Raw genomic sequence first — 12451 nt, 5'->3', positions numbered from 1 at the left:
GGATCACACGGACCAGTGGCTCAGGACGCGCGCTGTCTGCTCGGGGTTCAGACGGGGGTCCAGCAGCGTCCGGTAGCGGGCCGGGTCCTGAGGCTCGTGGGAGTTCTCGGTGCACTCGTGCACGTCCTCGGGCGTCGCCTCCAGATGCAGCCCGGCGGGACGCCGACCATGGGCAACGACGATCTCCTGAAACTGTGTCAGCTCGGTGATGATGTGCTCGACGTGCCGGGTCTTGAAGCCGTGGACGCCCTGGACGGTGTTGCCGTGCATCGGGTCGCTGATCCAGTGCACGTGCTCGACCCGTCGGTGCACACTCCGCACGATGGGCCCCAGCCGGTCCGTGTTGCGGTGGCCCAGCCGGGCGATGAAGGTGAGCTTGCCGGGTTCGTCGCGCGGGTTGAGGACGGCTGCCAACTCCGCCGCCTCCTCCGGGGCGGTGTCCGGCCCGATCTTCACGCTGACCGGGTTCGAGAGGGTGGCCGCGACGGCGATGTGCGCCCCGTCGAGTTGCCGGGTGCGCGCTCCGATCCACGGCCAGTGGGCGGTCGCGAGATGGTGACCGTCGCCCTCGCTCCGGCGCAGATACCGGAGTTCGTAGTCGAGGAGGAGCATCTCGTGGCTCGTCCAGATCGGGTCGAGGTTCGCGGTGGCGCGGTGGTAGTCGGCTATCGCGGCGTAGGACGTCTGCGCGGCGGCGTGGGCCAGCGCGACACGGTCCGGTGACGGCCGGCGCGCCTGCGGAGTCGGCTGGTGCGAGTTGACGATGGGACCGCGGAAGCTGGGCAGGCTCACCCCGTTGACGATCTCGTGGTCCGCCGAGCGCGGCTTGGCGTACTGGCCCGCGAGCCGCCCGACGCCGACGACGTGCCGGCCGGTACGGGTGCGCAGGTGTGACCGGAAGTGTGTCAGGAACGCGATCATGTTGCGGGTGCTCGCGTTCACATCGGTCTCGATGTTCTCGACGCAGTCGCCGAGTTGCAGGATCAGTCCACCACCGGCGTCGAGGTTCGCCAGTTCGCGCCTCAGTTCGGCCACCGACGCCCGGCTCACGAGATCCTGCGGTGGAAGCGCGTCCAGGGTTTTGCGCAGCACTTCACGGTCGGGCCAGTCGGGCTGCTGGCGGGCGGGAAGTCCGCTGAAGCGGTCCCGGTCCTCCTCCGCCAGCGCGTTCGAGTCGACTCCGGTCGGTGCGGTGTGTCCGGTCATGGTGGCTATCCTTCGGAAACGGCGCGGTGGCCATCGGCGGGCCGGGAGACATTGCGCGAGGTGGTCCAGACGCATCCCTTGCCGTTCTGGTCCTCGGTCAACTCGTGCGTGGCGCTGAGACCCTTGTTGGTGATCATTCCGGTGGTGGCGGGGACGCAGTACTCGCAAGGGGATCGGAGGGTGATGGTGACTCCGCGGTCGCGGGCGAGTTCCCGGTAGTCCCAGATGGCGCAGTGCCGTATGCGCAGGACCGAGCGATCGGCGCCGTGCTCGACCCACTCGGTGTCGGAGTCGTAGAGGTCGGCCTGGGCGTTGAGCCGCTCCAGGGGGACGGCGGCGTCGTGCTTGGGACCCGGATCGACGGCCGCGTAGATCGTGCTGTTGGACTCGGCCCAGGCGGCGAGGTCATCGAGGCCGAAGTGCGCCACGACGAACTTCTCCATCAGTGCCTGCCCGCGGAAGAACGCCGCCTTCCAGTCGTTCTCCTCCTCTCCGTCCGGCAGCGACTCGAAGATGGCCTGCTTGACCAGGAGGAGTTCCTGCATGTGCACACCGGCTCGCGCCTCGACCAGGAACCGGGTCAGGCCAGCCTCGGCTTCGAAGAGACGGCGCCTCCACAGTGCGGTGCGGCGCGTGGTGTCGGAGGGGATGACGGTGGGGGTGGGAGTGCCGGAGGCCGGCGCCCGCTGTTGTTCGGTCATGCGTGGTTGCCTCTCCTGCTCCGTGAGACCTGCTCTGCTGAGGGGTGTTCCGTACGGGGTGGGTCAGCGCGCGGCGACGGATGCGGCCCGCACCCCGAAGGGGAGATGCAGCTGTCTGGTGGAAACGTGGGGGGGGATCGCCTCAGGCGGTCCGGTGGGACGGGCGATTCACCGGGCGGGGGTGTGCTCCCCCGTGTGCGCCGCGTGCGTCGTCGCCGCGGAAGCGGGGGATGACGCGTTCACAGAGCGCCTCGAAGTCGTTGCCGAGGATCGTCTGGAATCCGTCGACCCCGTCGTCGTCGTACCACCGGCGCAGTTCATCCCCGATCTGCTCGGGGGTGCCGATGAAGCTGGCGTGCTCGCTGAGGACGAGCACCTCCGCAGCGAACTGCGCCACGGTCCGTCCGGGGGTCCGGGCCAGGTCCCACAGCGGCAGATAGCGCGAGCCGAAAGCCGCGAACACCGCGTCCGGATCCTCCGGGAGCACATCGGCCGGGAGCCTGTCAGCAGGGCTCACACCGTCCAGGCGCAACCCTGGGTAGCGGGTGCGCAGTTCGCCCACGGCCCGTTGTCCGCCGAGGGCGTGGATGCCCCGGTAGCGCGAGCGGGACAGCCGTTCGGCCTCGTCGCGGGTGCCGACGACATGGATGTAACTGCCCGGGAGCAGGGCCACACTGTCGGCGGACCGACCGGCCCGCTGCACCTCCTTGCGCAGGATGCGGCGCAACTCCCGCGCCGCGCCCAAGGTGGCCGTGCCGGCGAAGACCCCGTCGGCGGTCCGGGCCGCCAGGCGCAGCCCGGCCAGCGATGACGTGGCCTGCAGGGTGAAGGGGAACCCCGCCGAGTAGGGGGCCATGTCGATGGGTCCGGACTGCTCGTAGAACTCGCCGTGGTGATCGACGTCCGTGATCAGGTCCTCGCGTACGTAACGATCCGTCGCCGGGTCCGGGGTGTTCGCCGCAGGCGGCCAGCTCGCCCAGAGTGCCCTGGCGACCTGAATGAACTCCTCGGTCTGGGCGTGCCGTCGGTCGCGCGGCACCTCGCGCCGGATGCCGATCGCCGTACCCGGCCGGAAGGAGGACACCACATTGACCCAGGCCCGCCCGGCCGATATCCGGTCCAGGCTGGCCAGCGAACGGGCGAACGACGACGGATGGGTGTGGAGCGTCGACACGGTCGGCATGACCGCGATCCGCGAGGTGGCGCCGGCGATGATGGCGGCGGCCTGGAACGGTTCGAAGACGGTCAGCGGCGGTCCGGCGCGCAGCCCGGCGCGGTTCACACCGGAGAAGTCGGCCTGGAACAGCGCGTCAAAACCGGCGGCCTCGGCCTGCTGGGCCGCCCGGACGAAGGTGTCCACCTCGAACGGGGTGTCGGTGCGGCCAGCCGCCGTCCGCCAGTCCCGGCTGGTGGGCAGGTACTGCGCGTTGAGCAGCGAGACCGGCGTGCCGCCGGCCCGCCGTCCGGCGCCGGCCACCAGGGTGTCGGTGGGGGACGAGGTGGTCATCGTTTCCTCTCGGTGGTCTGGCCACGCCGCTCGCGGCGGGGGTGGGCGCCGGCGGCGTGCGGCGCTTCGGGATGGCGCACCCGCTGTCGCCGGGGCTTGGCGGGTGCGGGCGTCACTTCTTCTCGACGCGGTGGAGGATCGGCTCCCATGAGTTGACCGGGAAGGTCAACTCACGCACCGAGGTGCGCGTCAGCAGCACCTGTGCGGAGTCGAACAGTGGTATTCCGTGGCCCTGTTGGAGGATCGTGGTCACAGCGGTCTGTACGAGGGAGTTCCGCTTCACCGGATCGACGGTCGCCGCCTGCTGGGCGAGGAGCCGGTCGACCTCGGGTCGGGGGGCCTGGCCGTCCCACGGTGCGAGCTCGGTGTGGTAGAACGCGGCGATCCCATCGGCGTCGCCACGGCTCGCCCCCTGGTAGACCGCGAGCTGCCACTTCCCGGATTTGCGCAGGTCGGCCTGGGCCGCGTCGGACACCGGCTTCAGGTCGAGGGCGACACCGATTTCGGCGAGGCCGTTCTTCACGTACTCCCAGCCTGAGGCCGCGGCGCCGATGTCCGAGTTCGAGTAGGTCAGCGCCAGCCGTAGCTTCTTGCCGCCCTTGGCCCGGATGCCGTCGGCGCCCTTCGCCCAGCCGGCCCGATCCAGGATGGCGCGGCTGCGCTCCGGGTCGTGGGCGAGCAGGGCGGTGCGGTCCCGGTAGTTGGGGTGACCGCGGGAGACCACATCGGTGGCGGGTTCGACCCCCTTGCCGTAGAAGGTGTCGACGAACTCCTTGCGGTCGATGCCGTGTTGGATCGCCTGCCGTACGGCGGGGTCGGTGAGGACGGGGTCGGCGGTGTTGACGACGAAGGTGTTCACCACGCTGCGGTCGGCGGCGAGGACGGTCTCGACACCGTCCTGCTTCCCGGCCTGGGAGAGTCCCTTCTCGGTCATCGAGTAGGCGATGTCGTACTCGCCCGACACGACACCGGCCGCGCGGACGCTCTCCTCGGGCACGATCTGGATCGTCACCCGGTCGAGCGCGGCGGCGCCCTTGCGCCCGAAGGCGGCGGGGGCCCAGTCGTACCCCTCCCGCTTGGTGTACTCGACCCGCTCGTCCTGGACGGCCTCCTTGAGGACGAACGGTCCCGAGCCGATCGTTCCCTCGGCGCAGCGCTCCTTCGGGGATTTCGTGAGGGACGCGGGGGCGATGATGCCGAACTGGCCCTCGGTGTTGGCCTGGAGGAAGCCGGCGTTGGGTTGGGTGAACTCGACCCGTACCGTCCGCCCGTCGATGGCCTTGGCGTTGTCGTAGCCGCGGAGGTAGGCGCCGGGGGTCGGCGAGACTCCCTGCCCGGCGTGCTTCCACAGGGTCTGGAAGTTGTCGGCGACGACCTGCGCGGTCAGTTTCTCGCCGTTGCTGAACGTCACTCCGTCGCGGAGGGTGAACTCGTAGGCCCGCCCGCCGTCCAGGTTCTTCCAGGACTGGGCCAGATACGGTTCCAGCTTGCCGGTGTCCGGGTTGTGGCTGAGCAGGGTGTCCAGAACCTGTCTGCCGAAGAGCGCGAACGGATTGGACTGGGCGTAGTCGAAGCAGGTCGGATACCAGCCGTAGGCGACACGCAGATGGGTGGTGTCCGAGGTTTCGACTCCGCTCGTGCAGCCGGTCAGCAGGAGCGCGGCAGCTCCGGAGGCGGCGAACAAGCGCGTCAGTGGCGCGCGGGTCATGATTGGTTCTTCCCGTCTGACGTTGAGAGAGGGGTGAAATGGGCGGGGGGTACAAGGGGGCCGAGGGGGGCTTGCAGGTGGAGGGCGGGGACCGCATCCAGCAGGGCACGGGTGTGGGGGCTGGTGGGGGCTTCGAAGACGGATCTGGTGGGGGCGTGCTCCTCGACCCGGCCGCGATGCATGACGATCACTTCGTCGGCCATGGCCCGCACCACACCGAGGTCGTGGGAGACGAGCAGATACGCGACTCCGAGTCGTTCCTGTAGGGCGCCGAGGAGCTTCAGCAGGGCGAACTGGACGGCCTGATCGAGCGCAGAGACCGGCTCGTCCAGCACGATCACATCCGGGTCGAGGGCGAGCGCGCGAGCGATCGCCACCCGCTGCAACTGTCCGCCGGAGAGCTGGGACGAGCGGCGTTCGGCCAGCTCGGCCGGGAGTTCGACCTGTTCCAGCAGGTCCCGGACGCGCTCGGCACGGGACCTGGCCCCGCCGATGCGGTGCGCCTCCAACGGCTCCGCGATGGCCCGCCCGACGGGGTACGAAGGGTTCAGGCTGCGCGCCGGGTTCTGGTACACGAGTTGTACGCGCCGGGCGAAGGCTGCTCGGGCCCGGCGGCCGGGGCGCAGCTCCTCGCCGTCCAGGAGTACGGTCCCCGCGTCCGGGCGCTCCAGTCCGGTGAGCAGGCGCAGCAGGGTGGACTTCCCGGCCCCTGATTCCCCGACGACGGCGACCGTCTGCCCCCGGTGCAAGGTGAGGCTGACATCCCGTACGGCGTCGATCCGCTCCTGGCCCCTGCCGCCCCCGAAGGACTTGACCAGACCGTGCGATGCGAGCACCACCCGCGGCGGGGACGCGGCCCGGAACAGCGGGCGGGCGGGCAGCCGGCTCGGCAGGGAGGTGAGAAGTTGCCGTGTGTAGGGATCCTGCGGAGCGTCGAGGACCTCCCGGGTCGGCCCGGACTCGACCACCCGGCCCGCGCGCATCACCATGAGATGGTCGGCGCGCTCGCCGGCCACGGCGATGTCGTGGGTGACGAGCAGGACGGACAGGCCGCGGGCGGCTCGTACCTCGTCGAACAGGTCCAGTACCCGCCGCTGGACGGTGGTGTCCAGGTTGGAGGTCGGTTCGTCGGCGAGCAGCAGACGCGGCTCGCCGACGAGTGCGAGGGCGATGAGGATCCGCTGCCGTTGGCCGCCGGACAGTTCGTGCGGGTATTGCCGCAACCGCAGTTCGGGTCGGTCGACACCGACGGATTCGAGGGCGTCGACCGTACGGTCCCTGCTCTCCTTCGCATCGGTGAGGCCCAGGAAGTGCCGGTGCAACTCGGCGAACTGTGCCCCGATCCGCATCAGGGGGTCCAGCGACCGGACCGGGTCCTGGGGTACCAGACCGACCGAACGGCCGCGCAGCGCGCGGGGATCATCGATGCGACGGAGACCGTCGGTCCCGTCCCCGAACTCCAGCCGCTCGAAGCTGACGTCCGCGGAGTGCGGGGTGAGGCCCAGCAGTGCGTGCAGGGTGGTGGACTTGCCGGAGCCGGACTCCCCGACGATGGCGACCGCCCGGCCCGCGGGCACGGTGACGGACAGACCGTCGACGGCGACCGTTCCTTCGCGCCCGCGGTGCCCGGGGTAGGCCACCCGGAGTCCTTCGAGCCGGAGCAGGGCGCCCGGGTCGATCGCCGTGTCGATGGTGGCGGTCATACCAGCCCCGCTTCCGAGGCGCCGAGCGCGCGTCCGACCCGGTGCAGTGCGAGCACGACACCTGCGAGTACGGCCCCGGGCAGCGTGGTCAGCCACCAGGAGGTCGCGAAGTAGTCCCGTCCGGCAGCGATGAGGTTGCCCCACTCAGGGTCGGGGGGCTGGGTGCCGTATCCCAGGAAGCTGAGGGCGGAGACCGACAGGACCATGGTGGCCAACTCCAGTGCGGCCAGTGCGGTGATCGGGCCCCGGGCGTGGGGCAGGACATGGCGTCTGAGGATGCGGTGGCGGGCGAGTCCGTATCCGTTCGCCGCTTCGACGAACGTCTGGGCGCTGACTCGCAGCACTTCGGCGCGGGTGACCCTGGCCAGGGTGGGCACCGAGGCGACGCCCACCGCGACGGCGAGGTTGACCGGGCCGGTGCCGAGGCCGGAGACGATCAGCAGCGAGATCAACAGCGAGGGCAGGGCGAGGAGTACATCGATGCCTGCCATCAGCACGCGGTCGGTGGTGCCGCCGAAGTAGCCGGCCGTCAGACCGATGAGGACGCTGAGGCCGAACGCGAACGCCAGCGCGAGCAGGGCGATCGACAGGCTCGCCTGGGTTCCGTGGATGACTCGGCTGAACAGGTCACGGCCTAGTTCATCGGTGCCGAAGAAATGCTCGGCTGACGGCGGGCGCAGCCGCTCTGAGACGTCCTGGGCGTACGGGTCCCGGGGAGCTACGACCGCCGGTAACAGCGCGGCGGCTCCGACGAGCCCGAGTACGGTCAGTGAGAGCAGGGGGATGGAGGCCCGGGTCCGGGATCGGGATCGGGTGGGTGGGACGGTCGTCGTGGTCATGCGCGCGCTCCCCCGCCCCGGTGCCGCATCCTCGGGTCGAGGACGGGATACAGCAGGTCGACGATGAGGTTCACCGCGGCGAAGAGCACGGCCGCGAGTACGGCGATGGCCAGGATCACGGGCGCGTCCTGGGTCTCGACGGACGAGGCGAGGAGTCGTCCGAGCCCGGCCCGTGCGAAGACCGTCTCGGTGATCACCGTGCCGACCAGCACTCCCCCGACGGTCAGTCCGGCCAGCGTCATGAAGGGCAGCAGCGCGTTGCGTGCCACGTGCGCGAGGTAGACGCGTGACCAGGGGAGCCCTCGGGCCCTGAGGAGTCCGACGAAGGCGGCCTGCTGGACGTCGTCCAGGCTCCGGACGAGTACGGCCGTCAGCGATGCCGACACCGGCAGGGCGAGCGCGACGGCGGGCAGCACCAGTCCGGACAGACCGGTCCCGCCCGCCGACGGCACCCAGCCCAGGGTGAACGAGAACAGTTGGAGCAGCAGCAGCCCGAGCCAGAAGGCGGGGACCGCGGCGATCAGTGCGGGCACGTTCACCAGGACCCGGTGGAGGACGCTGTCGCGCCGCCAGGAGGTCGCCAGCGCCAGGGCTACGGAGAGCGGAACTGCGATGACGAGCGCACCGCCGGCCAGGGCGAGCGTGTTCGGGGCGACCGCGGCCAGGATCTCCGGTACCGGCCGGCCCGATTGGAAGGAGGTGCCCGGATCCCCGGCGAGGAGTTGCCCGAGTGTTTCCACGTACCGGACCAGCAGCGACTGATCGAGTCCGTACTGTGCACGCAAAGCCTCGGTCTGTTCGGCCGTGGCTCCCCCCGCACCCCCGGACCGGCGCTCCAGCATCAGGGCGACCGGGTCACTCGGCAGGGCGTAGAGAAGGAAGAACGACAGCGTGTACACCGAGAAGACCACGACGGCGAAGTAGCCGCAGCGGCGCAGGGCGTACACGGCGGTCGATCGGCTCGCGGCCGGCCGTTTCGGTGGGAGGACCCGGTCTCGGACCGGGTGCGGGGTTCGCGTCATGCTGTCAGAACCTCGCCCACGCGTCGGTGAGAACGGTGCGCAGTACCTGCTCGATGAACGCGAACTCCGGTGCGCCGATGATGGCCGGCGGTGCCAGGAGGATCGCCGGGTCCCCCCGCTCGTCCAGGCGGGCGTGCAATCCGGCCTCGCTGAGCGCCGGACCCAACAGCTCGTCCAGGAGGCGGCGGCGCTCCTTGGGGGTGAACGGCTCCCTGGTGTGCTGGTCCTTCACGAGCACGACGCCCCAGAAGTACCCGGCGCCGCGGACGTCGCCGACGATCGGCAGATCGCGGAGCTTCTCCAGGGTGGAGCGGAAAAGGTCCTCGTTGGCGCGGACGTTCTCGTTGAGCTTCTCGCGCTCGAAGATCGCGATGTTCTCCAGGCCGACCGCGGCCGCGACCGGGTGACCGCCGAAGGTGAGGCCGTGCACGAAGGTGTTCTCCGTCTTCGTGAACGGCTCGAACAGGCGGTCGCTGACGATCGTCGCCCCGGCCGGAATGTATCCGGAGGTGATGCCCTTGGCCCCGGTGATGATGTCGGGGGTGATCCCGTAGCGATTGATCGCGAAGAAGTCGCCGATGCGTCCGAAGGCGGTGATGACTTCATCGGCGACGAGGATGACCCCGTACCTGTCGGCTATCTCCCGGACCCGCTCGAAGTATCCCGGGGGCGGCGGGATCGCCGCTCCCGAGTTCTGCACCGGTTCGAGGAATATCGCGGCCACGGTCTCCGGGCCCTCGAACTCGATCGCCTCGGCGATCCGGTCCGCCGCCCAGCGGCCGAACGCCTCTTCGTCGTCACGCAGATGCTCGGGGCCCCGGTAGATGTCGGTGGTCGGCACCTTGTGGCCACTGGGTACCAGTGGCTCGAACGGTGCGCGCAGACCCGGCAGCGCGGTGATGGAGAGGGCGCCGTGCGTGGTTCCGTGGTAGGCGATGGTCCGGCTGATCACCTTGTGACGACCGGGCTGGCCGATGGCCTTGAAGTACTGCTTGACCAGCTTCCAGGCGGTCTCGACGCTTTCGCTGCCGCTGTTGGTGAAGAAGACCCGGTTCAGATCGCCGGGGGCGCGTTCCGCGAGGGCCTCGGCGAGTTCCGCGGCACGCGGGTGGACGGCGTTCCAGATGGGGAAGTAGTCGAGTTCACGAATCTGTTTGGCGGCTGCTTCCGCCAACTCCGGTCGGCCGTGCCCGACGTTCACGGCGAACAGTCCGGATAGGCCGTCCAGGATGCGGCGTCCCTTGTCGTCCCAGAGGTAGGCGCCCTCCGCACGGGTGATGACGGGGACTTCACCGCCGGCGGACAACTTCGCATGGTTGGTGAAGTGCAACCAGAGGTGGTCACGGGTCTGCTGTTGGACATCAGAGGTGGACAAGTCGCACTCCCAGGGGGGTAGTTCGATGGCGGGACGGACAGCGGTGGGTACGGGATGCTCCCGAGTCCGCGGGGGCACAGGTGCGGGCGGAGACGGCGCGGGCGCGGGGCGCCGCAGCCGGAATGTCGGAATGTCGGGGATGGCCGCGATCAGGGGCTCTTGGGGCGCCGCCGGTTGGGGCGGTGGACGTGTGTGAGCCGGGCGGGGCCTGGCCGGCGCCCACAGAAGCAGCCGGGGCGGTGGGCGGCTGCTAGATCGCCAGCTTCGGGGAGTACTGCCGCAGCCAGGAGGCGAAGTTCAGCACGACCTCGCCTTCGAAATTGCTGACGAGCCCATGCGATCTGGCCGAGTCGGCGAGTCCCCCCGGTGCCAGCACCTCTGGCGCGAAGATGTCCGCGAGTCCGTCGGGCGGGTCGTCCAGAACGCTCGCGAGCTGACGTTCCAGCGTGCGTGCGTATTCCGGGTCCGGTGTGGTCGGGTACGGCGACTTCCTCCGCTCCAACACACCCACCGGCAGCAGATCGCTCACCGCGTCCCGCAGCACACCCTTCTCCCGGCCGCCGGCGTTGTGAACCTGCTGACTCATCGTCACCAGATGCTCGACGATACGGTGATCGGTGAACGGAACCCGTACCTCCAGGCCGCTGGCCATGCTCAGCCGGTCGTTCCGATCCAGCAGCATCGGCAGGAAGTAGGAGACGGCGAGGTGGATGATCTCCCGATGGCGCCGCTCCTCCCGGCTCAGCGCAGGGTCGAAGGTGAGCCCGCCGAGGGCGGTGGCGTACTCGTCGCGGAGATACTCGTCGAGTCGAAGCGTCCGGGCGAGGCCGGGGTCGATCGTGCCCAGGACCCGCTGGTGGAGATGGCCGTGGGCGGGGCTGTCCGCGATCCACGGAAAGGTGTCGGCCCAGACCGCACGCGGCTCGTGGAACCACAGGTAGCCGCCGAGGAGTTCATCGGCCGCTTCTCCGGACAGCGCAACGGTGGCGTGCTTGCGGACCTCACGGCAGAGCAGGAGCAGGCTCGTGTCCAGATCGCCGAATCCATTGGGCAGGTCACGAGCGCGCACAGTGGCATCGCGTACGTCCTCGCGGGCCAGCAGTGCGCTGTCCAGCACGATGTTGGAGTGCCGCGAACCGATGTGATCCGCTGCCTCCCGCGCGAACCGGCGGTCCAGGGCGGACCGTGAGTCGGCACTGTCGGAGGCGTCTGCGAAGTCCACGGAGAACGAACTCACTCCACCGCGTCCCGGCAGGCCGTTGGCGAGGGCGGTGATGGCCGAGGAGTCCAGTCCGCCGGAGAGGAAGGTGCACAGGGGAACATCGGCGATGGTCTGCCGGGTGACCGTGTCATCCAGCAGTGCGCGCAACTGGCCGACGGCCTCGCCGAGATCCTTCGACTCGGACGGCCGGCCGACGAGATCCTTGACGTCCCAGTACCGAATGGTGCGGATGCCCTGTCGGGAGAATTCCAATATCTGGCCCGGCAACACCTCGGAGATTCCGCGGTACGGATTGGTCCCGGGGAACTTCAGCAGCGGCAGCACCAATTGCCGTAGGCCGTCCTCGTCGATCGCCGTGACGACGTCCGGATGCGCGAGGATCGATTTCGCCTCGGACCCGAAGATCAGTCGGTCGCCGTCATGGTAGTAGTGCAGCGGCTTCACCCCGAGGTGATCGCGTACGAGCCACAGAGTTTCTTCTCGATCGTCCCAGACCGATAGGGCGAATATCCCGTTGAAATGCTCGACGGCACGGACACCCCATTCCACCCAGGCGGCGAGGACCACTTCCGTGTCGCTCGACGTCCGGAACCGGTGACCACGGGAGGAGAGCTCGCTGCGCAGTTCCCGATAATTGTAGAGTTCACCGTTGTAGGTGAGCGCCCAACGAGCTTCGGAGCCCGGTGCGGCCGGGAAGAGCATCGGCTGTTCGCCGTTCTCGATATCGATCACGGAAAGCCGTCGGTGGGCGAGCACCGCATAGCGGGAGAGCCATGTCCCGGACCCGTCAGGGCCCCGGCGAACGTGCTCGTCATTCATCCTCTCCGCAATGGCCTGCGCGTCCGGACCGAGACCAGACAGATCAACCCATCCGGCTATTCCGCACATGAAAAAGTCCCCTTGATTCCGGTGTCGCTGAAATGAACTCGTGCTGGGGTGGTCGTGACGTCGACTCGGAAAACCCGGTCACCGAGAATGCGGTCGCACCGTCACGCGCGCTGCCTCAGCGGCGACAGAGGCCCTCACCGAACGGAAACATCCGGCCTTCGTGTCCCGACAGGCACGGCAGGGAAAGCACGCGACTGCGCGAGAGCCCACGCGAGGGTACGGAAGGCATCGCGGTACGCCGGTGTGCTCCAGCGGTTGGGAGCACTGCGGGCGTCTCTTC

9 protein-coding genes are annotated in these 12451 nt (G+C 69.3%); all 9 read right to left on the bottom strand.

Going from position 1 to position 12451, the window contains the following annotated elements; genetic code table 11:
* Positions 1–3 precede the first annotated feature (3 nt).
* Positions 4–1206: a 3-deoxy-7-phosphoheptulonate synthase gene (locus OID54_RS34620; protein ID WP_329026112.1), complete on the bottom strand. Its 1203-nt coding sequence runs from the start codon at positions 1204–1206 to the stop codon at positions 4–6.
* Positions 1207–1211: 5 nt separating this feature from the next.
* Positions 1212–1907: a hypothetical protein gene (locus OID54_RS34615; RefSeq protein WP_329026110.1), complete on the bottom strand. Its 696-nt coding sequence runs from the start codon at positions 1905–1907 to the stop codon at positions 1212–1214.
* Between the two features lie 142 nt (positions 1908–2049).
* Positions 2050–3414 (bottom strand): LLM class flavin-dependent oxidoreductase, encoded by a 1365-nt coding sequence (locus OID54_RS34610; protein ID WP_329026108.1) that lies wholly within the window; start codon positions 3412–3414, stop codon positions 2050–2052.
* A gap of 112 nt (positions 3415–3526) precedes the next feature.
* A complete protein-coding gene (locus OID54_RS34605; RefSeq protein WP_329026106.1) occupies positions 3527–5122 on the bottom strand; it encodes an ABC transporter substrate-binding protein in 1596 nt (531 codons plus the stop codon).
* Positions 5119–6825: an ABC transporter ATP-binding protein gene (locus OID54_RS34600; RefSeq protein WP_329026103.1), complete on the bottom strand. Its 1707-nt coding sequence runs from the start codon at positions 6823–6825 to the stop codon at positions 5119–5121. Before OID54_RS34600 ends, OID54_RS34605 begins: the two co-directional genes overlap by 4 nt.
* Positions 6822–7664, bottom strand: coding sequence for an ABC transporter permease (locus tag OID54_RS34595; RefSeq protein WP_329026102.1), 843 nt, complete (start codon positions 7662–7664; stop codon positions 6822–6824). The genes OID54_RS34600 and OID54_RS34595 overlap by 4 nt, the downstream gene beginning before the upstream one ends.
* Positions 7661–8686, bottom strand: a complete 1026-nt coding sequence (locus OID54_RS34590; RefSeq protein WP_329026100.1) for an ABC transporter permease — start codon at positions 8684–8686, stop codon at positions 7661–7663. The genes OID54_RS34595 and OID54_RS34590 overlap by 4 nt, the downstream gene beginning before the upstream one ends.
* A gap of 4 nt (positions 8687–8690) precedes the next feature.
* Positions 8691–10061: an aspartate aminotransferase family protein gene (locus OID54_RS34585; RefSeq protein WP_329026098.1), complete on the bottom strand. Its 1371-nt coding sequence runs from the start codon at positions 10059–10061 to the stop codon at positions 8691–8693.
* A 250-nt stretch (positions 10062–10311) separates the two neighbouring features.
* Positions 10312–12171, bottom strand: a complete 1860-nt coding sequence (asnB, locus tag OID54_RS34580) for an asparagine synthase (glutamine-hydrolyzing) (RefSeq protein WP_329026096.1) — start codon at positions 12169–12171, stop codon at positions 10312–10314.
* Between the last annotated feature and the right edge of the window lie 280 nt (positions 12172–12451).

The organism is Streptomyces sp. NBC_00690 (genome assembly GCF_036226685.1).
In the GTDB taxonomy this organism is placed as follows: Bacteria; Actinomycetota; Actinomycetes; order Streptomycetales; family Streptomycetaceae; genus Streptomyces.
The sequence above is the reverse complement of the archived record's forward strand: the minus strand, read 5'-3'. Positions and strand labels throughout refer to the sequence as shown.

What these genes read in the sequence shown, in the direction of transcription:
- OID54_RS34620 (WP_329026112.1), bottom strand. Translation starts at nt 1,206, where the DNA reads ATGACCGGACACACCGCACCGACCGGAGTCGACTCGAACGCGCTGGCG.
- OID54_RS34615 (WP_329026110.1), bottom strand. Translation starts at nt 1,907, where the DNA reads ATGACCGAACAACAGCGGGCGCCGGCCTCCGGCACTCCCACCCCCACC.
- OID54_RS34610 (WP_329026108.1), bottom strand. Translation starts at nt 3,414, where the DNA reads ATGACCACCTCGTCCCCCACCGACACCCTGGTGGCCGGCGCCGGACGG.
- OID54_RS34605 (WP_329026106.1), bottom strand. Translation starts at nt 5,122, where the DNA reads ATGACCCGCGCGCCACTGACGCGCTTGTTCGCCGCCTCCGGAGCTGCC.
- OID54_RS34600 (WP_329026103.1), bottom strand. Translation starts at nt 6,825, where the DNA reads ATGACCGCCACCATCGACACGGCGATCGACCCGGGCGCCCTGCTCCGG.
- OID54_RS34595 (WP_329026102.1), bottom strand. Translation starts at nt 7,664, where the DNA reads ATGACCACGACGACCGTCCCACCCACCCGATCCCGATCCCGGACCCGG.
- OID54_RS34590 (WP_329026100.1), bottom strand. Translation starts at nt 8,686, where the DNA reads ATGACGCGAACCCCGCACCCGGTCCGAGACCGGGTCCTCCCACCGAAA.
- asnB (WP_329026096.1), bottom strand. Translation starts at nt 12,171, where the DNA reads ATGTGCGGAATAGCCGGATGGGTTGATCTGTCTGGTCTCGGTCCGGAC.